The sequence below is a fragment of the Rhodoglobus vestalii genome, assembly GCF_006788895.1.
GTDB lineage: Bacteria > Actinomycetota > Actinomycetes > Actinomycetales > Microbacteriaceae > Rhodoglobus > Rhodoglobus vestalii.
In genome coordinates this window covers 98693-124060 of record NZ_VFRA01000001.1, presented here as the reverse complement: position 1 = coordinate 124060, position 25368 = coordinate 98693, and the positions used below count along the sequence as shown (strand labels likewise).

Below are 25368 nucleotides of genomic sequence, written 5' to 3'. Positions count from 1 at the left end.
TGGCGGCCGACAGCCAAAACGACTTTATGCGAAGGGCCCCTCTGTGAAGTATCCCGATGACCTTGATCCTGAACTCGTGGCACGTCTCGTTGAGTCAGGGGGAGGCACGCTCACCAGAAAGATGGGCATCGAATTCTTAGAGTTGGGAGCCGATCGTTCGGTGGCGACCATGCCGGTCGAGGGCAACACCCAGGTGATAGGCATCCTGCACGGTGGCGCCCACGTGGTGCTCGGCGAGTCGCTCGGGTCGATTTCGTCAGCGATTCACGCTGGCCCAGGCCGGATCGCGATGGGCATTGAGGTCAATGCCACCCACACACGCGCTGTGAGCTCTGGCATCGTGACAGCTACCTGCACCGCAATCGCGCTGAGTCGCACTCTGGCGACCCACGAGATTGTCGTTCGTGATGAAGAGGGACGTCGGCTATCCACTGTGCGGATTACGAACATCCTGAAGGACCGCCCCGCCCCATAGGCCGGCAGCGCAGTCGTGGGCTACTTCTTGGCGCTGAGCTGGTCGATGATTGCTTGCGAGACGTCGTGCATTGTCAGGCGACGATCCATGGATGCCTTCTGAATCCAGCGGAACGCGTCGGGTTCGCTGAGCCCCATCTTCTCGTTCAGCAGTCCCTTAGCGCGATCGACAAGCTTGCGGGTCTCAAAACGTTCGACGAGGTCGCTGACCTCAGCTTCGAGAGTAATGATCTGGGCGTGACGGCTCAGCGCAATTTCGATCGCAGGCAACAGGTCGCTCGGTGTAAACGGCTTGACCACGTAGGCCAGTGCGCCAGCCTCTGAGGCACGCTGGACAAGCTCTTTCTGGCTGAACGCCGTCAGGAGTACTACTGGGGCGATATGGTTGGCGCTCAACCGCTCAGCGGCAGAAATGCCGTCAAGTCGCGGCATCTTGACATCCATGATGACCACGTCCGGGCGCAGTTCTGTGGCCAAAGCCACCGCAGTCTCACCGTCACCGGCTTCACCGACCACCTCGTAACCGGCATCGCGGAGGATCTCGACAATGTCCATGCGGATGAGCGACTCGTCTTCGGCAACGACGACGCGGCGAGGAGCAGTTTGATTGGTGTTTTGGTCAGTCACGGAGCCAATCCTACGGTATTCTATTCAGCGTTGTAGTCAGCCGGATTGGCGGAATGGTAGACGCGGAGCACTCAAAATGCTTTGTTCGAAAGGACGTGTGGGTTCGAGTCCCACATCCGGCACGTAAATGGACTGGCCTACGGCGGTTCCAGCGTCGAACGTATGGGTTCGCGCCGCCACCGCCGTCACTAAGCAATGAGCTAGCCCTGCTTTGTCGCCCAGACGGGTGCCTTAGCGTTGATCGCATCCCCGATGGTGTGCACGCGAAGGTCGTTGGTGGATCCAGCGATCCCCGGAGGGGAACCGGAAATTACGACGACCTTGTCGCCGATCTCAGCAAGCTTCTTATCAAGAAGAATCTGGTCGACCTGGCGGTACATCTCGTCCGTGTGGGTAACACGCTCAACAACGAACGATTCGATACCCCAGATCAGGGTCATGCGGCGCTGAATATCCGGATTCGGAGTGAACGCTTTCATCGGAATTCGGAACCGCAACCGCGACATTCGACGTGCTGAGTCGCCCGACTCGGTGAACACACACACGAACTTGGCCTCCACGAACGAAGCGACCTCCGCGGCCGCCAAAGTAATTGCGCCGCCCTGCGTCTTGGGAGTAGTTCCCAACTCGGCAATACGGTCAAGTCCGTGCTCCTCGGTGGACTCGACGATCTTAGCCATCGTTTGAACCGTGATGACGGGGTACTCCCCCACGCTGGTTTCGCCACTGAGCATGACGGCGTCAGCGCCATCCAGAATCGCGTTGGCAACGTCGGAGGTCTCAGCACGCGTGGGCACAGGGCTCGAGATCATCGACTCGAGCATCTGAGTCGCGACAATGACCGGCTTCGCCATTCGACGAGCCAACTCAACAGTGCGCTTTTGCACAATCGGCACGGCCTCAAGGGGAAGCTCCACACCGAGGTCTCCGCGCGCAACCATGATCGAGTCGAAGGCGTCAATGATCGCTTCGAGATGATCAACGGCCTGTGGCTTCTCGATCTTGGCGATGACAGGAACGCGACGACCCACTTCATCCATGATCTCGTGAACACGCACAATGTCTTCTGCATTGCGCACGAATGACAGAGCAATCAGGTCAGCGCCCAACTTGAGGCCCCAGCGGAGGTCGTCCTCATCTTTCTCCGAGAGGGCAGGAACGTTCACCGCGACACCGGGAAGGTTGATTCCCTTGTTGTTCGAGACAGCGCCAGCGACAACAACTTCAGTTGTCACAACCGTGTCGGTCGAGCTCACCACCTTGACCTTAACCTTGCCATCGTCGATCAATAGGAAGTCTCCGGGAGCGACATCCTGCGGCAGTCCTTTGAAGGTCGTTCCACACATCTCGCGGTTGCCGATGATGTCCTCGGTGGTGATCTTGAAAACGTCACCGACAGCGAGTTCGTACGGACCGTTCTCGAACTTCCCCAGACGAATTTTGGGACCCTGGAGGTCAACCATCACGGCAACAGCACGGCCTGAGTCCTGGGCGGCGCGGCGCACATTGGCATACACCTCTTCGTGAACCGCATAGGTTCCATGACTGAGGTTCATTCGAGCAACATCGACACCTGCATCGATGATTGCCCTGATGTTCTCGTAGCTCGACGTAGCCGGGCCGAGTGTCGCGACGATTTTTGCGCGTCTCATAACTTCCTTTGACGAATCAGTGGTGGTTGAACGGGTGGTGGTGGAGGTGCCGCTAGACGGTCATACCGCGGTCTGTGGGTGACACGGGGAAGGGCAATTGTGTGTCCCCCTCAAGGTAGCGATCTACGGCCGATGCCGCAGCCCTGCCTTCCGCAATGGCCCACACGATCAACGATTGGCCGCGACCAGCATCCCCGACAACATACACGCCAGGCGTTTCGCTTCGGTAGTCGGCATCGCGGGCTAGGTTTCCTTGATCATCCGCGGCCAACGGCAGTTGAGTATCGAGGGTGCCAGTCTCAGGACCGGTGAATCCCAGAGCAAGAAGAACGAGATCAGCGGGAATCTCGCGCTCGGTGCCAGCTTTCGGCACACGGCGTCCATCAACAAACTCCGTTTCTGCAACCTTGATCGCGCGCACTTCGCCGACCGAGTTGGTAACGAATTCGACCGTCGAGGCCAGATAGAGCCGTTCCCCGCCCTCCTCGTGCGCGCTCATCACCTCAAAAAGAGTGGGTGTCAGCGGCCACGGTTGGTGTTCGGGGCGGTCTGGCGGGGGCTGAACGCCAATCGCCAAATTTGTCACCGAGAGTGCGCCCTGCCGGTGGGCAGTACCGATGCAGTCGGCGCCGGTATCACCACCACCGAGAACGACCACGTGCTTGCCATCGGCGGTTATCTGCTCGCCGACGGAATCGCCCGCCACAACGCGGTTTGACTGTACGAGGTATTCCATCGCAAAATGCACGCCGAGAGAGTTCCGGCCAGGGATCGGGAGATCACGCGGCACCGTCGCACCAGTGGCAACAACGACGACGTCATACCGCGCACGCAGATCATTCCAGGAGATATCGACCCCGATGGTGACACCTGCACGAAAACGAGTTCCCTCAGCCTGCATTTGGGCCAAGCGCAACTCAATATGGCGCTTTTCCATTTTGAAATCCGGGATGCCGTAGCGAAGGAGCCCACCAATGCGATCCTCGCGCTCAAACACGGCGACCGTGTGGCCGGCACGTGTCAATTGTTGGGCCGCAGCCAACCCTGCGGGACCGGAGCCAACGACGGCGACGGTTTTGCCGGTTAACCGGCCGGGTGGGTTGGGGGTCACGTTGCCGTCAGCGAACGCCTGATCGATGATCGAAACTTCGACCTGTTTGATGGTGACCGCGGGCTGGTTGATGCCCAGAACGCAGGAACTCTCACACGGTGCCGGACACAAGCGGCCCGTGAACTCCGGAAAATTGTTCGTCGCGTGCAAGCGCTCGATCGCTTCGGCGTTCTCCCCACGCCGCACGAGATCGTTCCACTCGGGAATGAGGTTACCCAGAGGACAACCCTGATGACAGAACGGAACGCCACAATCCATGCAGCGGCCAGCCTGTCGTGCCAGCTGACCCGACTCCTGCTGCTGATAAACCTCTTTGTAGTCCATCAGGCGCAGGCTTACCGGGCGCCGCTTCGGAAGTTCGCGCTCTTGTACTTTAAGAAATCCCTTCGGATCAGCCACCGGTAACCTCCTTAATTCGCGCCCACGTAACGTCCCCGTCAGGGTCGAGCCCCTCGGCCACTGCTGTGGCACGGGTCTGAATCACCGCCGCAAAATCACGTGGTGTGATCTTCGTAAACTGCTCGGCCGTGGCAGCCATATCGGCCAACATGCCCTCAGCGACCACCGACCCTGTTTCTTCGAAGTGACGTTCGAGCAGGTCTTTTACGATTTCAACGTCGGCACTACCAAGCTCAGACAGCACTAACTCGCCAGTGCTCAGAGATTCACGATTGATTCGTTCTTCGCGCAACTCGTGAACGTAGGCGGTACCGCCCGACATTCCTGCACCCAGGTTGCGGCCGCTTGCGCCGAGAATCAGCACAAGGCCACCCGTCATGTATTCGAGCGCGTGGTCGCCGACACCTTCAGCAACAGCGGTAGCGCCCGAGTTTCGCACCATGAAACGCTCGCCAACTTTGCCGCGTATGAAAATACTGCCACTGGTAGCCCCATAACCAATCACGTTGCCAGCTATGACATTGTGTTCCGCTGCAAACACACTTGACAGATCGGGTCGCACAACGATCGATCCGCCCGACAGCCCCTTGCCAACATAATCGTTGCTATCCCCGTAGAGCTTCAGCGAAATGCCCGCAGGGACGAATGCTCCCAGCGATTGACCCGCGGAACCGTGCAGAGTAATCCTGATGGTGTCAGTGGGGAGACCATGTTCGCCGTGACGCACCGTGACCTCATGCCCGAGCATCGTGCCGACAGCGCGGTCGGTGTTGCGTACCGGAATTTCGATCTGCACGGCCGTTTTGTTGATCAGGGCGTCCTGACTCAACGTGATGAGTTGTTGATCGAAGTGCTCGTCCAGTTCATGATCTTGCGCCACCGATTGGGTGCGAGGCGCATCCTCGCCAAACACGGGGCCATCAAACACTGGGCTCAAATCGAGCCCATCGGACTTCCAGTGCGAAATTGCGCGATTCACATCAAGCAGCTCACTATGCCCGATCGCTTCTTCCAGTGTACGAAAGCCCAGCTCCGCCAAATACTCGCGGACCTCCTGGGCTATGAACTCGAAGAAATTGACCACAAACTCTGGCTTGCCACTGAACCGTTGGCGAAGTTCAGGGTTTTGCGTTGCAACGCCCACCGGGCAGGTATCAAGGTGGCAGACCCGCATCAGGATGCAGCCGGAAACCACGAGAGGAGCAGTCGCGAATCCATATTCTTCTGCACCAAGTAGCGCGCCAATGATTACATCGCGACCCGTCTTCATCTGACCATCAACCTGCACAACCACACGGTCGCGCATCCCGTTGAGCATAAGAGTCTGCTGCGTCTCGGCCAAACCGATCTCCCACGGCGTGCCCGCATGCTTAAGCGAGTTGAGTGGGCTCGCACCGGTCCCACCATCATGGCCCGACACCAGCACCACATCTGCTTTGGCCTTCGCGACACCGGCCGCAACAGCTCCAATGCCCTTCTGGCTGACCAGCTTCACGTGCACCCGAGCGGTCGGATTTGATCGCTTGAGATCAAAAATGAGCTGCTTCAGATCCTCGATGGAATAGATATCGTGGTGTGGCGGCGGAGAAATAAGGCCAACACCCGGTGTGCCGTATCGCGTACGGGCGATCCAGGGATACACCTTGTTGGCGGGCAACTGACCCCCCTCACCCGGCTTCGCGCCCTGAGCCATCTTGATCTGAATGTCATCAGCATGGGTCAAATACATGCTCGTTACGCCGAAACGGCCGGATGCGACCTGCTTGATCGCGCTGCGGCGAGTGGGGTCAAGCAGTCTCTCGATATCCTCACCGCCCTCACCAGTGTTTGAGCGCGCACCGAGCTGATTCATCGCGATCGCCAAAGTTTCGTGCACTTCTTGACTGATCGATCCGTAGCTCATGGCTCCCGTGCTGAACCGCTTCACAATGCTTGCAACCGATTCCACTTCCTCGATCGGCACGGGCTCCCGGCCGTCCATGTTGAACTTAAACAGACCGCGGAGCGTCATCAGGTTCTCTGCCTGCTCGTCGACCTTGGACGTGTACTCCCGAAAAATGTCGTACCGACGCGTTCGTGTTGAGTGCTGCAGTTTAAAAACAGTTTCAGGGTTGAAAAGGTGGGGAGGCCCGTCTCGACGCCACTGATATTCACCACCCGTGTTCAGTCGTTCGTGAATTGTCGACGCGCGATCCTCGGGGTACGCAGCAGTATGGCGTGCAGCATTCTCGCGCGCAATTGCGTCGAGACCCACTCCACCCAGGATGCTCTTTGTTCCCGTGAAGTACTGGTCAACAAACGCCTGCGAAAGCCCGACAGCTTCGAAAGCCTGTGCGCCCGCATAGGAACTCACGACGGAAATACCCATCTTGGACATGATCTTCAATACCCCCTTGCCGAGGGCTGTAATCAGGTTGCGAACCGCTTTCTCTGCGCTGACATCAGTGATGGTGCCATTGCGCACAAGCTCTTCAGCGGTTTCCATCGCCAGATAAGGGTTGATCGCGGATGCACCATAGCCGACCAGCAGCGCAACATGGTGAACCTCGCGAACATCACCGGTCTCAACAAGCAGACCAACCTTCATGCGTTCTTGTTGGCGGATGAGGTGATGATGCACTGTCGCCAGCATCAGCAATGACGGAATTGGCGCCAGATCTTTGTTGGAGTCACGATCCGACAACACGATGAACTCTGCACCCTCATCGATCGCGGCGTCCGCTTCCGCACACATCGCGGCCAGTCGCGCCTCCATTGCCGTGGGACCGGCATCCACTCGATAGAGGCCCTTGATCGTCTTGGCGAGACGGCTGCCCGGATGCGGCTCGATGTGCTGGATCTTTGCCAACTCATCATTGTCGATGACCGGGAACGGCAAAGCGATTTGTTTGGCGTGTTCGGGCGTCGCCGCCAGCAGGTTGCGCTGCGGGCCGACTCCCAAACGCATCGACGTAACAATAGCCTCACGGATGGAATCGAGCGGGGGGTTGGTGACCTGAGCGAACTGTTGCGTGAAGTAATCAAAAAGAAGTCGGGGACGCTCAGAAAGAACGGCAATCGGGGTATCAGAGCCCATTGCCCCGAGCGGCTCCGCACCGAGTCGTGACATGGGCTCGATGAGAATACGGACCTCTTCCTCGGTGTATCCAAAGGTGCGCTGACGCCGGGTAACCGATGCCGGAGTGTGAACGATGTGCTCGCGTTCGGGGAGTTCGTCGAGCGCGATACGACCGCTCTCTAACCATTCGGCCCACGGCTGTGAGGCTGCCAATTCTGCCTTAATCTCATCGTCTTCGATCAGTCGTCCCGCTTGGGTGTCGACCAAGAACATTTTGCCTGGGCGCAGGCGCCCCTTGCGAACGACACGGGTGGGTTCAATATCGAAAACACCGATCTCACTGGCGAGAATGACCAGCCCATCATCGGTGACAAGGTAGCGCCCCGGGCGCAAACCGTTGCGATCGAGTGTTGCTCCGACCAGCGAACCGTCGGTGAAAACAAGGGCTGCGGGCCCGTCCCACGGCTCCATGAGCATGGAATGGTACTCATAAAACGCACGACGGCGCGGATCCGCGTCGACCTGATTCTCATACGCCTCCGGAACCATCATCATCATCGCGTGTGGCAGTGGCCGACCAGCGAGATTGAGGAGTTCAACGACTTCATCAAACGATGCGGAGTCACTGGCACCGGGTGTGTTCACCGGGAGAATGTCGTCAATATTGCCGAAGACTGCTGACTCAAGTTGCGACTGCCGCGCACGCATCCAGTTGCGGTTACCCTGCACGGTGTTAATTTCACCGTTGTGCGCGACCATACGGAATGGTTGGGCCAGTGGCCACGACGGGAACGTATTCGTCGAATAACGCGAATGGACGAGCGCAAGCTTTGAGGCGAACCGCGCATCTGAAAGGTCGGGGTAGAACGGCTCCAGCTGCAGCGTCGTCACCATCCCCTTGTAGGTGATGGTGCGGCACGAAAGCGACGGGAAGTACACGTGGAGTTCGCGTTCAGAACGCTTACGGAGGCGATAGGTCTGACGATCAAGATGGATGCCGCGAAGCGTGCCCTTCAGATCAACCCGTTTAGATTGTACGAATAGTTGCTCGAATGCGGGCATGGCATCGCGGGCGAGCGTGCCCAATTCGTCGGGCACGATAGGCACTTCGCGCCAGCCCAATACCGTGAGACTCTCTTCTTCCGCTAGCTTTTCGATGCCGGCCTTGACGTCGTTGCGCTCCACTGTTTCGCGAGGAAGAAAAGCGATACCGACCGCATAACGGCCATCACTGGGCAGATCGAAATCGACCACATCACGGAAGAACGCATCGGGAATCTGCGTCATGATGCCCGCACCATCACCGGTGCCCGCATCCGAACCCACCGCTCCACGATGTTCCAAGTTTCGCAGTGCCTCGAGAGCGGTCGCGATAATGTCATGCCCGGGCGTACCCCGAAGAGTTGCCACCATCGCGAGACCACACGCATCTTTTTCGTGCGCAGGATCGTACAGGCCTGTAGCTGCGGGGATCGAACTAAAGCGTTCAAAGGGTGGGGTAACAGCCATGCTGTACCGTCCTCACGTATTACTAGTGCGGAGAGGGACTTCTCTGGCCCAGAGGTGTTTCAGTACCCGATTGAGGCCTGATGGATGTGGCCGCTTGTGGCGGACTACTTCGAAGCAGTGACGGGAGCGGACTCCTCGGCAGCGCTGGCGACAATGTCATGCTCCGAATAGGTGTCTTCAGAGTTTACAGCACCATCGGCAGTCCACCTGTGACCATCGACGTAAGCGCTGCGTTCAACACCAACGTGACGACGTGACTGAACGATGAACAAAATCACACCGAGAGCCACCGTGAGGATCGCTCCCCAGACGTTAACGCGAAGTCCAAAATAGACCTCGGTCGGATCGATACGGATTGACTCAAACCAGACACGACCGATGCCGTACCAGATCATATACAGGGCCCAAACTTTACCCCACTGAAGCCGAATGGGACCGGTCGCGGTAAACGTTGGCACGGTGAGACCGAGTACCTGCTTTTTGACGAAACCAAACTGACGCTCCATCGTGAGGAGAAAGACGATGCCAACGACGTTCCAGATCATTTCGTAGAGGAAAGTGGGGTGAAAGAGCGTGTCAGCGGGCAACCCGACCGGGATAACCGGATTTGTGGCGTCAATCTCGAGACCCCACGGGAGGTTAGTCGGCTGCCCAAACAGTTCCTGGTTAAAGTAGTTTCCGAGGCGACCAATGGCCTGCGCGAGGAGGATGGCGGGAGCGAGGGCATCCGCAAAGCTCCAAAATCGGATACCCGTCATTCGGGCACCAATGTAGGCACCGACGGCGCCACCGATCAGCGAGCCAAAGATGGCGTTGCCGCCGTTCCAAATGCGGATGATCTCCCACGGGTCGGCGCCCTCGAAGAAGTAGTCGCCCGGGTGCGTGAATACGTGGTACAAACGCGCCCCCACAAGACCAAGCGGGACCGCCCAGATGACGATGTCGATAACGATTCCTGGCTCGGCACCGTGACGCGTTAGGCGACGCGAGGTCAACCAGGCTGCCGCAACGATACCCACCATGATGCAAATCGCGTAGGTACGGATGACGATTGCTTGGCTCGGGTCGAGACCCAAACCACTCAGCCACTGCCCGAAGGGAATAGTGACTAACGTCACCCACGACTCGGGCGGGCTAGGGATGCTGAAGGGCACAACTGACAAGACGGTCACCTTTCTGGACTGCGACTAGGCAAGCGTACCGGTCGAAAGCAATGCTGCCGTTTTTGCCACTGCACTCACACCCCCGGTAGCCAACGCGCTCACGAAAACTGAGCCGACGATCGCACCATCGGCGTAGCGAAGAACCTCGCGCACCTGATCGGCGGTAGAAATACCCAGACCAACACAGGCGCTCGTCGAGCCGGCAGCGCGCAAGCGAGCAACGAGCATCTTTGCAGCGGTATCAACATCTGACCTCGCCCCCGTGATCCCCATGGTCGAAACGGCGTAGACGAAACCGGTGCTGGCCCCTACCGCCCTGACCAATCGCGCGTCGCTCGACGAGGGCGCCGCCAAGAATACCCGATCGAGGCTTGTGCGCTGTGATGCCGCAATCCAGTCAGCGGCCTCATCACTCACCAGGTCGGGCGTGATGATTCCCGCTCCCCCAGCCGCCACCAGTTCATCAGCAAAACGGTCAACACCGAACTGCATGATGGGATTCCAGTAACTCATCATGAGCACCGGAACTGAAACACGCGACGTGATCTGGGCGACCGCGTCGAAACCATCCTGAAGTCGAAAGCCGTTTGCTAACGCCTGCTGGGTCGCCTTCTGAATAGCCGGGCCATCCATGACCGGATCAGAGTATGGCAGCCCAAGCTCAATAACATCGACCCCATTCTCGGCAAGAGCGACCGCTGCATCGATGCTGTCAGCAATCGTAGGGAACCCTACCGGCAGATAACCGACAAGAGCGCCTGAGCGGTCTCGATTCGCATTCGCAATCGTTTGTTCGACAGCGCCCATCACTTCTCCTCCACGGAAGCTTCAGCGGCAGCCGAGTCGATCAATTCGAAGTACTCAGCCGCAGTTTCCATGTCTTTGTCGCCACGTCCGCTGAGGTTAACGAGGATGACACCATCAGGCCCAAGCTCTTTGCCAAGCGTTATGGTGCCGGCAAGTGCGTGCGCCGTTTCAATCGCCGGGATGATTCCCTCGGTGCGGCTCAACAAGCGCAGCGCATCCATCGCTTCAGCGTCGGTGATCGGCAGATAGGTCGCACGCCCAATGTCTTTCAGCCACGAATGCTCAGGGCCGACGCCCGGATAATCAAGGCCGGCAGAGATCGAATGAGATTCCACAGTTTGGCCATCATCATCTTGCAGTAGGTAGGTGCGCGCACCATGAAGAACACCGGGCCGGCCACGTGTCAGGGTTGCGGCGTGACGGTCCGTGAGGTGGCCGTCCCCTGCAGCCTCGAAACCGTACAGCAGAACCTCGGGGTCATCAAGGAATGCGTGGAAGATTCCCATAGCATTGCTGCCCCCGCCGACACAGGCCACAACGGCGGTGGGAAGAGCTCCCGTGAGTGCAAGTACCTGCTCTCGAGCCTCGTCGCCGATGACCTTGTGAAAATCGCGCACCATGACGGGGAACGGGTGTGGGCCAGCAACGGTGCCTAAAAGGTAGTGTGTATCGTCGACGTTGGCGACCCAATCGCGTAGCGCATCGTTGATGGCGTCTTTGAGGGTTCGTGATCCTGTCTTAACCGGGATGACTTCGGCGCCAAGAAGACGCATACGCGCGACATTCAAGGCTTGACGCTCTGTATCTACCTCGCCCATGTACACCACACAGGACATGCCAAACAACGCCGCAGCGGTGGCAGTGGCCACGCCGTGTTGGCCCGCACCCGTCTCAGCGATGAGTCGAGTCTTGCCGAGTCGACGAGCAACCAACGCCTGGCCGAGAACGTTGTTGATCTTGTGCGAGCCCGTGTGATTGAGGTCTTCGCGCTTCAGAATAATGCGCGCACCTCCCGCATGCTCTGCGAAGCGGGGAACTTCGGTAATGATCGACGGACGGCCCGTGTAGCTGGCGTGAAGTTCTGCGAGTTCCGCAACAAACGATGGGTCATTCTTCGCGTCGTTAAAGGCGGCATCGAGCTCATCGAGAGCCGCAATCAGCGACTCCGGAACGAAACGTCCGCCAAACTCACCAAAATAGGGGCCTAATTCATCTCTCAACATCAACAGTCCAAAAAGTCTTGCAGCGTGGCAATGGGATCGCCGGTTACCAGTGCTTCGCCGACAAGAACTACGTCAGCACCGGCCTTGCGATAGTGGGCAACATCCGCGGCAGTTTTCACTGCAGATTCAGCGATCCGGATGACGCCGCTGGGAATCTGGTCAGCTAATTCGCCAAACAGGTTCTGGTCGAGTTCGAACGTACTCAGGTCGCGCGCATTGACACCAACGAGGCTGGCCCCAACATCTAAAGCCCGGGACACCTCATTCCCAGAGTGCGCCTCAACCAGTGGAGTCATACCGAGTTCACGAGTGAGGTTGTACAGAGTCTCAAGCGTCTGCTGATCGAGTGCGGCAACGATGAGCAGCACTAGATCAGCACCGGCAGCACGAGCCTCGAACACCTGATATGGCTCAGCGATGAAATCCTTACGGAGCACGGGAAGCCGCACCACAGACTTCACCGAAATGAGATCGTCGAGCGAACCACCGAATTGACGTTGCTCAGTCAACACACTGATTGCGCTCGCACCCCCGGTTTGGTACGACAATGCGAGCGATGCAGGATCGTCGATCTCGGCCAGCGAACCCCGCGAAGGGCTTGAGCGCTTAATTTCCGCAATGATGTGCACGGACTCGCGCGGCGATAGCGCAGCCAGAGCATCCAGGGCAGGCAGAGCTTCAGCCGCAGATCGCTCGACATCGGAAAGGCTGACACTTTCGCGTCGAACGGCGGCATCTTCAAGCGCGCCGTCAACTAAGTCGGAGAGCACTCTAGTTGTGGGGTTTCGCGGTGATCTTGTCTCCACCGACACCGTAACCGAGCGTGCGGAGAGCAAATCCGACGAGCAGACCGACAACAACGAGGCCAGCCGAGGCAAATACCAGCCACGCCACATTGAACCAAAAAGCGAGCGTTCCAATCGTGAACGCGACCAACATGATGACAACGGCGATCCACGCCGCCGGAGAGGTTCCGTGGCCGGGGTCAGTATCAGTACTCATCAGGCTCCATTCTTTACTGATCTTAAATTCTAGCGGGAGTAACACAGGAAGGATGCCACTCACTCGACGGTAGGGTCGATGCCTCTGCTCTGCGCGTCCCATTGCGATGCAGGGTCATCGGCGACTACCGCGCTGGTGCGGTCATACTTTTTCGTCGGACCCGGCCAACGGTGCGCTGTGAAAGTTGCAAAGAGACCAACGACAACGATGAGGCCGCCGGCGATCACCGCGGGAGTTGGCCATCCACTGGCGGTGACGGACTCGACGAGACCGCGAAGAGAGTTGATTCCGCTGATGCCGGTGGCATCGGTTATCACAGCGCCGGAAGCCAGCAGCGGGTCGACTAGCGCCGCCTGGGCTACGGCGACAATAATGGCGCCAACAATCGCCGCCAGAACGCCAAGGACTCGCCGCACCACAAGCGAAGAAAGACTGAGCGCCGCAACCAGCGCAAAAATCGACAACGCGAGCGCTGCGAGCGAACCGGCAGCATCACTGCCGAGCACATCGATGGTTGAGCCATCGTTCACCATGACCGTGAACCACGACTGCGTCCACGACAACATCACCACTGCAGCGAGCAGGACCAGACCGGCCAGAACGATCGATCGCGAGCGTGTGAGGATCATGAAATCAACCGTCGCATCGCATTTGCCACTGCGACTGCACGCAACGGGGCCGCGGCCTTATTCTTAGCCTCTTGATGTTCGGCAGCGGGATCGGAATCAGCGACAAGCCCTGCTCCGGCTTGAACACGAGCGACCCCATCCACAATAGTGACAGTGCGAATGGCGATAGCAAGGTCTGCATCCCCAGCAAAGTCGAAGTACCCGACCACTCCCCCATAGACACCACGTTGTGCGGGTTCGAGTTCGTCAATGATTTCCAGAGCGCGCGGCTTAGGTGCGCCGGAAAGTGTGCCGGCGGGGAACGTTGCGCGAAAAACATCGACCGCTGACGCACCGTCAGAGAGGCTGCCCTCAACCGACGAAACCAAGTGCATGATGTGGCTGAATCGCTCGACCTGCATGAACTCAGTCACCGCGACGCTGCCCGGTGTGCAGACTTTCAGAAGATCGTTGCGAGCCAGGTCAACCAGCATCAGGTGTTCTGCACGCTCTTTCCTGTCGGCGAGCAGCTCTTCAGCGAGTTCTAGGTCGCGTTCAGTATCGGAGCCCCGGGGACGGGATCCGGCGATCGGGTGCATGTGAACCCGTTGTTGAGACACCTTAACGAGCGCTTCAGGACTGGCCCCCACAATCGAATATGGTCGACCATCGACGTCGACAAGAGACAGCAGATACATGTAAGGAGAAGGATTGAGCGTGCGCAGCACTCGATAGACATCAAGGGGGCTGGCGCTAATTTCGTGGTCGAAGCGCTGAGAGATTACGACCTGGAAAACATCCCCCTCCCGGATGAATTCCTTGGAGCGAGCGATCGCAGTCGCGTACTGCGCGGGGGTCGTGCGCGCATGCGGTTCGGGTTCAATCTCGATGTCAACCTCGGCGAGAAAGGCCTCTGTCGGCCTCGAGAGTCCCTCCTGCAAGACATCCAGCCGTGATTGTGCTTCGTTCCACAGTGTGGCCTCGTCACGGTGCCCATCGTTCAGGGTCGTCGAAATGAGAAGAACTGTTCCGTTCTGATGATCAAGGACCACGAGATCGGAAACAAAACTCAGCGCCTGGCTGGGAACGTCAAAATCGGCCGGCGGAGCATCCGGAAGATTCTCTAGTTCGCGGACAGCCTCCCACCCGATAAAACCGACGAGCCCTCCCGTCAAAGGCGGATGCCCGGCAACCCGCGGAGTCTTCCACCGTTCGTTGAGGTGAGCGAGTGCGTCTAACGGCGCGTTGGGACAATTGTCTCCCAACACACGCTCCCGCGAAAGACCGTAGTTAATCCACTCAACGCTGCCACCATGCTGGGTGAGAACACCGAAGCTTGCTACTCCAACGAAAGAGAATCGCGACCAAATCCCACCCTGTCCCGCCGACTCAAGCAGAAACGTTCCCGGCTTGGCTTGGGCAAGCTTGCGGTACACCCCAACCGGAGTCTCACCATCAGCAAAAATCTGTCGGATCACCGGGACAACGCGATTTCCCTCGGTGATGAGACGCTCGAACTCTGCTCGGCCCGTCGTACTATTCATCGGAGCGCCCCTGAAACGGAACGAGGGGGTGCACATCGAAACAGGACTGGGCCCCGGTGTGACACGCCGGCCCCACCTGCTCAACACCCACTAGAAGCGCATCACGATCACAGTCCAACGCGGCGGTGCGAACGTACTGGCGATGCCCACTCGTATCACCTTTGCGCCAGAGCTCTTGGCGGCTGCGACTGTAGAAAGTCACTCGACCCTCGGTGAGCGTGCGGGTCAGAGCTTCAGCGTTCATGTACCCCAGCATCAATACCTCTTTGGTATCCCACTGCTGAATAATTACCGGAAGCAACCCGTCGGCGGCAAATTGAACCCTCTTGAGCACGTCGCTCATAGTTGCGGAGGTCAGCTCGTTGCTCATCGGATCACCAACCCGTGATCTCGGAGAGACGCTTTCACATCGCCAACCGTCAATTCACGATTGTGGAACACGGATGCTGCCAGCACGGCATCCGCACCGGCTTCGATTGCGGGCGCAAAATGTTCGACCGCGCCAGCACCACCGCTAGCGATGACAGGGACCGTAGCGAACGCGCTGATCGCTGAGACCAACTCGAGGTCAAAGCCCTGCTTTGTTCCATCGGCATCGATGGAGTTGATCAGCAGTTCGCCTGCGCCACGTTCCATCACCTCTCGCGCCCAGTCAAGCGCATCATGGGCCGTTTCGGTGCGCCCCCCATGGGTTGTCACGATCCAACCGTCTCCACGACGCTTGATATCAAGACTCAGCACCAATACCTGTGAACCGAACCGTCGTGCGATGTCGTCAATTAGTTGCGGACGGGCGAGTGCGGCGCTGTTCACCCCCACTTTGTCTGCACCGTGCGCGAGCAGCCGGGAGACGTCATCGGGCTCTCGAACGCCGCCACCCACGGTGAGGGGAATAAAGATCTGTTCTGCCGCAGATTGCACAACGTCGTACATTGTTGCCCGACCTTCGACGGTGGCGGTGACGTCAAGGAAAGTGACCTCGTCAGCGCCCTGCTCGTAGTACATGCGCGCGAGCTCAACGGGGTTCCCTGCGTCGCGGAGATCCCGAAAATTGACGCCCTTCACAACGCGACCGTCGGCGACGTCGAGGCACGGGATGACTCGGACAGCGACAGCCATTGCTAAATCCTCGCCGCATGAATGGTGCTGACCAGTATCGCCCGCGCGCCAACCGCGTAGAGCTCATCCATCACCTGATTGGTGTCCGCTCGTCTCACCATCGACCGGACAGCAACCCAATCCGGATCGTGGAGGGGCGAAACGGTTGGGCTCTCGATGCCCGGCGTCACCCGGGTCGCTGACTCGAGAAGTCGCACAGGAACGTCGTAGTCAATCAGCACAAACTGCCGAGCAACCATCACACCGTGGAGGCGGCGCTGAAGAGTTTCAACGCTATCGTTTGCGGCCGATGGTGAACTGATAAGTACGGCATCCGAGTCGAGGATGACCGGGCCGAAGATCTCAAGCCCCTGCGCACGAAGCGTTGAGCCCGTCGACACGACATCGGCGATCGCATCAGCCACTCCCAGATTGATCGCGGATTCAACGGCTCCGTCGAGGCTTACCAGCTCGGCTTGCACTCCGTGACGTTCCAAAAAGGTGCCGACAAGGCCCGCGTAGCTTGTTGCAACGCGTACTCCTCGGAGATCGGCAAGTTCAGTAAAACGTCCGGGAATGCCGGCAAAACGAAAGGTCGATTTTCCGAAGTCGAGGCTCGCAATTTCTACCGCCGGTGATTGCGAGTCCAGGAGCAGATCGCGGCCTGTTATGCCCACATCGAGGGCGCCCGATCCTACATACGTTGCAATGTCCCGGGGGCGGAGGTAAAAGAATTCAACGCCGTTACGGTCATCCCGCACATTTAGCGCGCGAGGATCACGACGGCCAACGTAGCCCGCCTCGAGAAGCATTTCAGAGGCGATCTCGCTCAGTGAACCCTTGTTGGGCACGGCAACTCTTAGCATGTCAACTCTCAGTCAGATCGCGCAGAAAAATGGTGGGATGGCGTCACAGATGTCGCCACACATCCTCCAAAGTGAGTCCCTTGGCAAGCATCAGAACCTGAAGGTGATAGATCAGTTGCGAAATCTCTTCGGCAGTTTCTTCATCAGACTGGAACTCGGCCGCCATCCACACTTCGGCAGCCTCTTCAACGATCTTTTTCCCGATCGCGTGAACACCCGCATCGAGCAGGGCCACTGATCCCGAACCTGCCGGACGTTCAACCGCTTTACGGCTAAGTTCTGCAAAAAGTGCGTCGAAGTCTTTCACACGTCAAGGGTACCGCCCCTAGGGGCGGACCCGTGACGTGGGTGAAACCAGGTTTCTGACTATTTGGTGCCGAGAAGATCGATCACAAAGGTCAAAGTACGACCGGATAGCTGGTGTCCGCCACCGGCGGGACCGTAGGCAAGGTGCGGTGGGCAGATGAGCTGACGACGGCCGCCAACCTTCATGCCCGGAATGCCCTCTTGCCAACCGCTGATGAGTGACGTGAGGGGGAAGTTGATGGACTGGCCCCGGCTCCACGATGAATCGAATTCTTCGCCGGTTTCAAAATCGACGCCCAAGTAATGCACGTCAACGGTCGCGCCTGCCGTTGCCTCAGCTCCGGTTCCTTCTTCTATATCAATGACAACGAGCTCGCTGGGTGCTGCACCCTCATAAAACTCGACTTCTGGCTTGGTCTTTCCTGAATCGCTCATGCCACTAGTCAACCAGACGGGAAAGCACAGAGGCAATTAATGGCGGTGCGCGAGTGCGCGCTCACGTAATTCGGTCACTCGCAGGGAAGGATCGGCGCCGCGGTAAACAGCGGATCCCGCCACAAAGGTGTCCGCGCCGGCCGCCGCGGCAATCTCAATCGTGCGTTCGTCAATACCGCCGTCGACCTCAAGCCACACGTCGAGGCCCCGCTTGTCGACGAGTTCACGCAATTGGCGGAGCTTCGGCATTGTCTCGTCCATGAAACTCTGACCCCCAAAGCCGGGTTCCACGGTCATCACGAGCACCAGATCGAATTCCTCAAGAAGTTCGAGATACGGCCCGATAGGGGTACCGGGCTTCACCGCAACACCCGCACGCGTTCCCTGTGCCCTGAGTGCGCGCGCCAGAGCAACCGGATCCACCGCAGCTTCGGCATGGAATGTCACAGCGAACGCGCCCAGATCGGCGTACTCCGGCGCCCAACGCTCAGGATTATCAATCATGAGGTGCACGTCGAGTGGCACGGTTGAGACCTGCTGAATGCGCTCAGTCATCTGCAACCCAAAAGTGAGGTTGGACACAAAATGATTGTCCATGATGTCGACGTGCACGAGATCAGCATTCGAGATCCGCGAAATATCACGTTCAAGATTGACAAAATCGGCGGCAAGGATGCTGGGGCTAATGCGTACGGACATACCGCGAGCCTACCTAGGCGTCCGCTTTCACGAGCAACTGGATGAACATTGCGTCCGTTCCATGGCGGTGGGGCCACAACTGCACGTGACTGGCTTCGGGCAAGTCGAGTTCGTGGATGGCGATCTGCTGCAGTACCGCCGGCGTATCCATTTTCGAAACACGAGGAACCTTGCGAAGAACGGAACCTACGATCGCCTTAGTTTCGGCCGCATGGGGGGAGCAGGTGACGTATGCCAGCACTCCACCCGGCTTTAACGCATCCAGTGCAGAGCGAAGGAGCGCCGTCTGCAGTACACCAAGCTGCGCCACATCACTCGGCTGCTTTCGCCACCGCGCTTCGGGGCGACGACGTAGCGCACCCAACCCCGTACACGGCGCGTCTAGCAGAATACGGTCGAACTCTCCCGGATGCTCGTTGCCAATGACTGCACCATCTTTCTCCCAGACCTCGGGAGGGGCATCAAACACGGCAAGAGCATTGCGCACGAGTTTCGCCCGCGCAGGAATGAGTTCATTAGCCGTCAGTTGAGCGCCTCCCGCCAGGGCTTCCGCGGCGAGCAACGCGGCCTTACCACCGGGGCCAGCACACATGTCGAGCCACGACTCCCCCGGAACAATCGGACGGGCTCGGCTCAGCGCCAGCGCGGCCAACTGTGAGCCCTCATCCTGAACGCGGGCGCGTCCCGACGCGACCGCGGCGTTCTCACCCGGATCGCCTTCCCGAAGCGTGCCCCCCACCGGCGAATACTCGGCAACAGTCACACCGATCTTTTCGACAGCCGCGAATCCTGGCAACGCGGCAACCGAAACGCGGGCGGGAACATTGTCTGCCGCCAACAAGCCCTCAAGCTCAGCTTCACGGCCCTCGGCAACCAACACCTGACGGAATGCACGAGTTACCCACAGTGGATGCGAATACGCCACTGCGAGGGCCTCTTCGCCCGACGCAGCCGCGCCAATGACTCGCTCGCGCCAGACATCGGGTTCATGCTTCGTTATCGCCCGCAGAACAGCGTTAACGAAGCCGACAGCGGAGCGCGACCCGATCGTCTTCGCTAGTCGAACCGACTCATCAACCGCGGCATGAGAAGGAATCCGCATCGACAACAATTGGTGAGTCGCCAACCGCAACACATCGAGCACCGGCGGATCAATCTTCGACACCACCCGGCCGGCCGCCTGCTCGATTACGGCATCGTAATATCCCTGCATGCGCAGCGTTCCATAGGTGAGCTCCGTCGCGAGACCAGCATCAGCGGTCGACAATTTCGCGCGCTCGAGGTACACCGGCAACAGCAGGTTGGCATACGCATCCGACTCGCGCACCGCCATGATGACATCCAACGCCACTCGACGGGCTGACTGTGCGTAGCTCACGAAGCCACCACCTCTGATTCTGAAGTAAGGCCACGCCACCAGGCTGCGGCATCCATTTCTTTACGCCCCTCAGGGTGAACCCGGAGCAGCTCGATCGGTAGTGTGGCGGTGCCAACAAATACTTGCTTGCCGACCAACTCGATGAGACCCACGCGCATGGTTGGGGTCTCGCAGGCAATTGCCGCATCCAGAATTTTGAGTCGTTTGCCGTCGACCTGAGTCGAGGCGCCCGGCTCGGGAGTAACTCCACGGATGCGGTTGTGCACCGCGTCGGCAGGCTGTGACCAAACGATGCGGCCGTCATCCAAGGACAGTTTCGGGGCGAGAGTGACCTCTCCCGACTGCGGCACAGCCCGAGCAGTTCCCTCGCAGAGAGAGTCGACCACATCGGCAAGCAATGCCGCCCCCGAAATGGAAAGTTGGCTCAGTAGCGCGCCAGCAGTCTGCTGGGCACCAATCGGTTCCGTCATCGTGGCAAAAATATTGCCGGCGTCGAGTTGCTCCACCAGCTGAAAAACGGTGGCCCCTGAGACCGTATCGCCCGCCATGATGGCCCGCTGAACCGGTGCAGCACCACGCCACTGAGGCAAAAGCGAGAAGTGGAGGTTGATCCATCCCAGTCGTGGAATTGCGAGCACACTCTTGGGCACTAACCCGCCATAGGCGACGATCACGCCAAGATCAACATCGAGCGCCGCAATCGCCCCACTGGCCGCGGAATCGAGGCGGTTCGCCCGCACCACCTCGATTCCTGCGCGCTCGGCTCGCTGGGCAACCGGAGTCGCCGTCATCACACGACGGCGGCCCTGCGCAGAATCGGTGCGTGTCAGCACCGCGACCACATCATGGTCGCTCGCCACCAGTGTCTCGAGACTGGGAACAGCAACCTCGGGGCTACCGGCAAAGAGAAGTCGCAACGAAGTCATCCCCCAATTCTCTCGTGAAACTGCGCGCGATTTCGCACGATCCGACTACAGGTCAACAAAGGGCTCGAGATCGTCAAGGTGAACACGCAGGCCAGGGGCAGGCTGACTGGCTCGTGGCATCCCCGGTTTGCGATTGCTTCGCGACACGGTCGTCGCCGCAACAACCAGAGCTTTCAGCTGCTGGGCGACTGCTCTGCCATTGTTGTAGTCGAAACGGATGATCGTTCGAACCACGCCATCGGGAAGGTCCACGGGCCCCAGCACGTCGAGAGGGTCAACCGGCAACTTTTGCACCGCGTCTGACACAAGATGATCCTTGCCGGTGAGTGTGGCGACACGAATCGCTGGCGGAAACCGAAGCTCGCGGCGGTCGGCAAGTTCCGCACTGGCAAAATCTTCTTGGCGCCACGTCACGAGCGCGGTCGCTAGTGATCCGCCAACCCCAACGATCACCGCGGGCGCGCCGTCGGCCGCTAAAGCGATGGCATTCGACCACCAGCGGAGGCAATCCTCAGAGACCCGCAAACTTTCCCGCCCCAGCATGCCCGCGCCATCAAGAAGCAGCACAGCACGATAACCCCCGGCAGCGACCGGTTCAGCTCCCCGGGTGGCGATCACGAGGGAGGGCTCCGATGAGACTGTCGTCACCTGATGTTCGCCGTCGGCGACGATCACGCGGTAGCCAGGAAAAGCGCGACCAAGCTCGTCCGCGGTACGCGCACTGCCGGAGCCAACCATGCGAAGACGCGTCCCTTCGCATTCGCGACACCGCCACTTCACCGCCAACGCTCCGCACCAGACACAGCTCGGGGTGGAGGACGCAGAGCGTTGCGCCAGGGGGCCGGCGCAGGTTGTGCAGCGCGCGGTCTGTGAACACTCTGCACACGCCAGTCTTGGCGCGTAACCGGGGCGGGAAACTTGCACGAGCACCGGGCCTTCATCCAGACCCGCACGTGCGGCCTTCCACGCTGACGAGGGGATGCGCGCAATCGCGGCGAGCCGATCCTGACTGACTTGATTCGCAGAAGGAATAACTTTCGGCGGACGAATCCCGCCCGGACTCAGAGCGGCAAGCCATCCGACCTCAACAAGGCGCTGCACCTCCGTGCTGCGTGAATGGCTCACAAACACCAGCGCGCACTGCTGTTGCTCTTGACGGAGTAGCGCAGCGTCTCGTGTGTGGATGTACGGCGATAGGTTTTCGCTATACAGGGGATCTCCGTCATCCCATATCGCGATGAGGCCCAGATTCGATGCGGGCGCGTAGACCGCTGAACGGTTACCGATGATCACGTAGGGACCGCCATCGTGCGTCCGCAGGAAGTTTCCGTAGCGACGTTGGACGCTCTGACGTGCATCAAGACGAAGAGTTCGATCCTCCGGTGTGAAAGCAGCCACGGCAGCTTCGAGCTGTTCCTGATCGCGAAAGTCGGGAGTAGCAAGAATTGCGGTCAATCCCTGCGCGAGTGTTTGGGAGGCCAGTTCAGCCATGGTCACAGCCCAGCGACCAACCCAGGTGCCGGGCGTGACTTCAACCACCCCGGTGGGAGCGGCCATCGCGGCACGCTTGTTGTCGGCCAGAAGGGTGGCGATCGAGGTGGCATCGAAATAGGTGACAGGAACTGGCGCGCCGGGCTGCTCCGGAGAGGAATGCTCCGGAGATGGCTGCTCGGTAGCAGTCGACTCCAGAGCGGCGAGAGACTTCTCGGCCCGGGCGTGTCTCTTGGGGATTCCTAGGCGTAAGACATCGGCGGCATTTCCTGCGGCCCGATCCGCCGCAGTGCGCGCAAGAGTCCAGATTTCTGGAGCGAGCACGGGGAAGCCAGAAATGACAGAGTCGAGTTCGCTCAGCTTGCCCGCATAGTCAACAGTGTCGGTAAGTTCAACGATCCATCCCTCGACGAGACGGCCGAGAGTCTTCAGCGGAACTTTAACGCGAACGCCAGCCTGCGCGTCACCACGAAGCCTTTCAGGAATCGCGTAGTCGAAGAGCCTATCGAGTTGCGGCAGCGGGGAGTCAATGAGCACCCGTGCGATGGATGCTTCGGTCATCGTTAGAGTCCAGCGGCCCTGCGAAGAGCCTCAACGCGGTCGAGTCGTTCCCACGTGAACTCGGGCAGCTCACGACCGAAGTGACCATACGTGGCCGTCTTTGCGTAGATGGGGCGCAGAAGATCTAGATCGCGGATGATGGCGCCGGGTCGCAGATCAAACACCTCATCGATCGCACCGAGAATGGCTTCATCAGAAACGTGTCCCGTGCCAAAAGTCTCCACATAAAGGCTGACCGGTGCAGCGCGACCGATGGCGTACGCGATTTGGATTTCGAGGCGATCGGCTAGCCCCGCAGCTACCGCGTTTTTAGCAACCCAGCGCATGGCGTAGGTTGCCGAACGATCGACCTTTGAGGGGTCTTTGCCACTGAACGCTCCGCCACCGTGACGCGATGCTCCCCCATAGGTATCCACGATCACCTTGCGCCCGGTAACACCGGCATCACCCTGCGGACCACCAATTTCAAAACGGCCACTCGGGTTCACGATCGCCTGCAGGTTCGACAGATCGAGACCCGAGCTCTCGGCGATCGGGCGAACAACAAGCTCCTCAATTTCCTTTCGCAAGTGAGCGGTCGAAATATGGGGCGAATGCTGCGTCGACAAAACAACGGTCTCGATGCTGCGCGGTATCGAACCTTCGTAGCCGACCGTCACCTGAGTTTTGCCATCCGGTCGCAGGTAATCGACAAGGCCAAGTTTGCGAACCTCTGCGAGGCGCTCGGCCATCCGGTGCGCGAACCACACCGGAGCCGGCATCAATTGCGGGGTTTCGATGGTGGCGTAACCAAACATTACGCCCTGATCGCCGGCACCGAGAATGTCGAGCTCATCGCTCGACTGGCCCTCGCGCGTCTCGAGTGCGACATCGACACCCTGCGCAATATCGGGCGACTGTGCTCCGATCGAGACCGAGACCCCACAGGAACGACCATCAAAGCCGACGGCCGAAGAGTTGTACCCGATTTCAGAAATTCGATCTCGAACGATAGCGGGGATATCGGCGTAGCCGGATGTCGTGACCTCGCCCGCAACATGCACAAGACCGGTCGTAACGAGGGTTTCTACCGCGACGCGCGCATTGGGGTCTTCCGCAAGCAGAGCATCCAAGATGCTGTCACTGATCTGGTCGCAAATCTTGTCGGGGTGTCCCTCGGTAACAGACTCCGAGGTGAAGGTTCGCAGGGGCGAAGTCATAAGCCGTCTCCGGTAGTGATGAATGGATGTCAGCGGGCTGCGAACACAAGATCCAGAATGCGGTGGGCCACCGACAACTTGCTTCCGCTTGCCTCGCCCACTCTATCGCCGGCCGTATCAATCACGATGACAGTGTTACCGTCCGAGGCGAACCCTTCGGTCCAGCCCACGCGGTTGAGGACAAGAAAATCACAACCCTTTCGTGAGATCTTGGCGCGACCGAGTTGCAGCAGTGTCTCGTCGTCGGGTTCGGTCTCGGCCGCAAACCCCACAATCACCTGGTCGCGAGCACGGTTGGTCGAGATCTGACGCAGAATGTCGGGGTTCTCTTGAAGCCGAAGTTCTAGGGTGTTTGAATCGCTGCTCTTCTTGATCTTGGTGGGGGCAATCTCCGTGGGTCGGTAGTCAGCGACAGCAGCGGCCATAACTACGAGATCTGCGGTGGCCACTTCAGCATCAACAGCCATCTGCAGCTCAAGTGTCGTTCCCACCTCGACGACTCGGGCTCCGAGCGGCGGTGCGACCTCAAGGTTGGCCCCGATAAGAATTACGGTTGCGCCACGCGCGATAGCAGCTTCGGCTACGGCGACGCCCTGCTTACCGCTGGAACGATTGCCAATAAAGCGTACGGGGTCAAGAGGCTCCCGAGTGCCACCGGCGGTAACGAGAACAGTGCGACCAACGAGATCGCGCTTAGACATCACGATATCGAGGGCTGCGGCAACAATCTCGCTGGGTTCGGCCATTCGACCCGGTCCACTGTCACGCCCCGTCAAGGGCCCAGATCCCGGACCAATAGTGTGGATGCCCCGGGAGCGAAGCGTGTCAACATTGGCCATAGTGGCGACGTTCTGCCACATCTCGGTGTGCATCGCCGGTGCAATGAGAATCGGCGCGGTGCTCGCCAAAATAGTGTTGCCCAAGAAATCACTGGCTTGCCCCGTTGCCATTTTGGCGATCGTGTTTGCGGTCGCCGGGGCGACAATAATCAGATCAGCCGCCTTGCCCACAGCAACATGGCGCACCTCGTCGACACCCTCGTAAATATCGGTGTTGACGGGGTTGCGACTTACCGCTTCCAGCGTCGGCAGTCCGATGAAGCGAAGAGCGTTGGTCGTGGCAACAACGTGAACGTCGTGCCCGGCAAGCACAAGTTGGCGCACAACCGTCACCGCTTTGTAGGCAGCGATTCCGCCAGTGATTCCGACGACGACGTTGAGCGCGGCCATCGA

General features: G+C 59.2%; 23 protein-coding genes and 1 tRNA gene. 2 read left to right on the top strand and 22 right to left on the bottom strand.

What is annotated here, in order from left to right:
* Positions 1-43: 43 nt before the first annotated feature.
* On the top strand, positions 44-475 hold the full coding sequence (locus tag FB472_RS00595; RefSeq protein WP_141989207.1) for a hotdog fold thioesterase: 432 nt from the start codon (positions 44-46) through the stop codon (positions 473-475).
* A gap of 20 nt (positions 476-495) precedes the next feature.
* On the opposite strand, the gene FB472_RS00590 is transcribed toward FB472_RS00595, so the two are convergent.
* Positions 496-1101 carry an ANTAR domain-containing response regulator gene (locus FB472_RS00590; RefSeq protein ID WP_141989206.1) on the bottom strand — a complete coding sequence of 202 codons (606 nt, stop codon included), beginning with the start codon at positions 1099-1101 and terminating at the stop codon, positions 496-498.
* A gap of 39 nt (positions 1102-1140) precedes the next feature.
* Here FB472_RS00590 and FB472_RS00585 point away from each other — a divergent pair.
* Positions 1141-1223 (top strand) — tRNA-Leu (locus FB472_RS00585).
* A 78-nt stretch (positions 1224-1301) separates the two neighbouring features.
* Here FB472_RS00585 and pyk read toward each other — a convergent pair.
* The 21 genes from pyk to coaBC form a co-directional block, all read right to left on the bottom strand.
* On the bottom strand, positions 1302-2753 hold the full coding sequence (pyk, locus tag FB472_RS00580) for a pyruvate kinase (protein WP_141989205.1): 1452 nt from the start codon (positions 2751-2753) through the stop codon (positions 1302-1304).
* Between the two features lie 52 nt (positions 2754-2805).
* Positions 2806-4263, bottom strand: coding sequence for a glutamate synthase subunit beta (locus tag FB472_RS00575; protein WP_141989204.1), 1458 nt, complete (start codon positions 4261-4263; stop codon positions 2806-2808).
* The gene (gene gltB / locus FB472_RS00570) at positions 4256-8830 is read right to left on the bottom strand and encodes a glutamate synthase large subunit (RefSeq protein ID WP_141989203.1); all 4575 of its coding nucleotides are present in this window, start codon (positions 8828-8830) and stop codon (positions 4256-4258) included. Before gltB ends, FB472_RS00575 begins: the two co-directional genes overlap by 8 nt.
* Positions 8831-8934: 104 nt before the next feature.
* The gene (gene lgt, locus FB472_RS00565) at positions 8935-9984 is read right to left on the bottom strand and encodes a prolipoprotein diacylglyceryl transferase (RefSeq protein WP_215730456.1); all 1050 of its coding nucleotides are present in this window, start codon (positions 9982-9984) and stop codon (positions 8935-8937) included.
* Positions 9985-10017: 33 nt separating this feature from the next.
* On the bottom strand, positions 10018-10800 hold the full coding sequence (gene trpA / locus FB472_RS00560) for a tryptophan synthase subunit alpha (protein WP_141989202.1): 783 nt from the start codon (positions 10798-10800) through the stop codon (positions 10018-10020).
* Positions 10800-12023 carry a tryptophan synthase subunit beta gene (gene trpB / locus FB472_RS00555; RefSeq protein WP_021810794.1) on the bottom strand — a complete coding sequence of 408 codons (1224 nt, stop codon included), beginning with the start codon at positions 12021-12023 and terminating at the stop codon, positions 10800-10802. The genes trpA and trpB overlap by 1 nt, the downstream gene beginning before the upstream one ends.
* Complete coding sequence (trpC, locus tag FB472_RS00550; protein WP_141989201.1) at positions 12023-12793, bottom strand: indole-3-glycerol phosphate synthase TrpC; 771 nt, start codon at positions 12791-12793, stop codon at positions 12023-12025. Before trpC ends, trpB begins: the two co-directional genes overlap by 1 nt.
* 1 nt (position 12794) lies before the next feature.
* Positions 12795-13025 carry a DUF6704 family protein gene (locus FB472_RS00545; RefSeq protein ID WP_141989200.1) on the bottom strand — a complete coding sequence of 77 codons (231 nt, stop codon included), beginning with the start codon at positions 13023-13025 and terminating at the stop codon, positions 12795-12797.
* Positions 13026-13084: 59 nt separating this feature from the next.
* Complete coding sequence (locus FB472_RS00540; RefSeq protein ID WP_141989199.1) at positions 13085-13654, bottom strand: Trp biosynthesis-associated membrane protein; 570 nt, start codon at positions 13652-13654, stop codon at positions 13085-13087.
* Positions 13651-15177, bottom strand: coding sequence for an anthranilate synthase component I (locus FB472_RS00535; RefSeq protein ID WP_141989198.1), 1527 nt, complete (start codon positions 15175-15177; stop codon positions 13651-13653). Before FB472_RS00535 ends, FB472_RS00540 begins: the two co-directional genes overlap by 4 nt.
* On the bottom strand, positions 15170-15547 hold the full coding sequence (hisI, locus tag FB472_RS00530) for a phosphoribosyl-AMP cyclohydrolase (RefSeq protein WP_141989197.1): 378 nt from the start codon (positions 15545-15547) through the stop codon (positions 15170-15172). Before hisI ends, FB472_RS00535 begins: the two co-directional genes overlap by 8 nt.
* Positions 15544-16296 (bottom strand): imidazole glycerol phosphate synthase subunit HisF, encoded by a 753-nt coding sequence (hisF, locus tag FB472_RS00525; protein ID WP_021810788.1) that lies wholly within the window; start codon positions 16294-16296, stop codon positions 15544-15546. The genes hisI and hisF overlap by 4 nt, the downstream gene beginning before the upstream one ends.
* A gap of 2 nt (positions 16297-16298) precedes the next feature.
* Complete coding sequence (gene hisG, locus FB472_RS00520) at positions 16299-17141, bottom strand: ATP phosphoribosyltransferase (protein ID WP_035898708.1); 843 nt, start codon at positions 17139-17141, stop codon at positions 16299-16301.
* A gap of 43 nt (positions 17142-17184) precedes the next feature.
* A complete protein-coding gene (locus tag FB472_RS00515) occupies positions 17185-17448 on the bottom strand; it encodes a phosphoribosyl-ATP diphosphatase (protein ID WP_021810786.1) in 264 nt (87 codons plus the stop codon).
* Positions 17449-17507: 59 nt separating this feature from the next.
* Complete coding sequence (locus FB472_RS00510) at positions 17508-17882, bottom strand: FKBP-type peptidyl-prolyl cis-trans isomerase (protein WP_021810785.1); 375 nt, start codon at positions 17880-17882, stop codon at positions 17508-17510.
* A gap of 36 nt (positions 17883-17918) precedes the next feature.
* Positions 17919-18581 carry a ribulose-phosphate 3-epimerase gene (gene rpe, locus FB472_RS00505; RefSeq protein ID WP_141989196.1) on the bottom strand — a complete coding sequence of 221 codons (663 nt, stop codon included), beginning with the start codon at positions 18579-18581 and terminating at the stop codon, positions 17919-17921.
* Positions 18582-18594: 13 nt separating this feature from the next.
* The gene (locus tag FB472_RS00500; protein ID WP_141989195.1) at positions 18595-19959 is read right to left on the bottom strand and encodes an RsmB/NOP family class I SAM-dependent RNA methyltransferase; all 1365 of its coding nucleotides are present in this window, start codon (positions 19957-19959) and stop codon (positions 18595-18597) included.
* A complete protein-coding gene (fmt, locus tag FB472_RS00495) occupies positions 19956-20876 on the bottom strand; it encodes a methionyl-tRNA formyltransferase (RefSeq protein WP_141991394.1) in 921 nt (306 codons plus the stop codon). Before fmt ends, FB472_RS00500 begins: the two co-directional genes overlap by 4 nt.
* A 54-nt stretch (positions 20877-20930) precedes the next feature.
* Complete coding sequence (locus FB472_RS00490; RefSeq protein WP_141989194.1) at positions 20931-22937, bottom strand: primosomal protein N' family DNA-binding protein; 2007 nt, start codon at positions 22935-22937, stop codon at positions 20931-20933.
* A gap of 2 nt (positions 22938-22939) precedes the next feature.
* The gene (gene metK, locus FB472_RS00485) at positions 22940-24136 is read right to left on the bottom strand and encodes a methionine adenosyltransferase (RefSeq protein WP_021809642.1); all 1197 of its coding nucleotides are present in this window, start codon (positions 24134-24136) and stop codon (positions 22940-22942) included.
* A 29-nt stretch (positions 24137-24165) separates the two neighbouring features.
* Positions 24166-25365, bottom strand: coding sequence for a bifunctional phosphopantothenoylcysteine decarboxylase/phosphopantothenate--cysteine ligase CoaBC (gene coaBC / locus FB472_RS00480; RefSeq protein ID WP_141989193.1), 1200 nt, complete (start codon positions 25363-25365; stop codon positions 24166-24168).
* Positions 25366-25368: the final 3 nt, after the last annotated feature.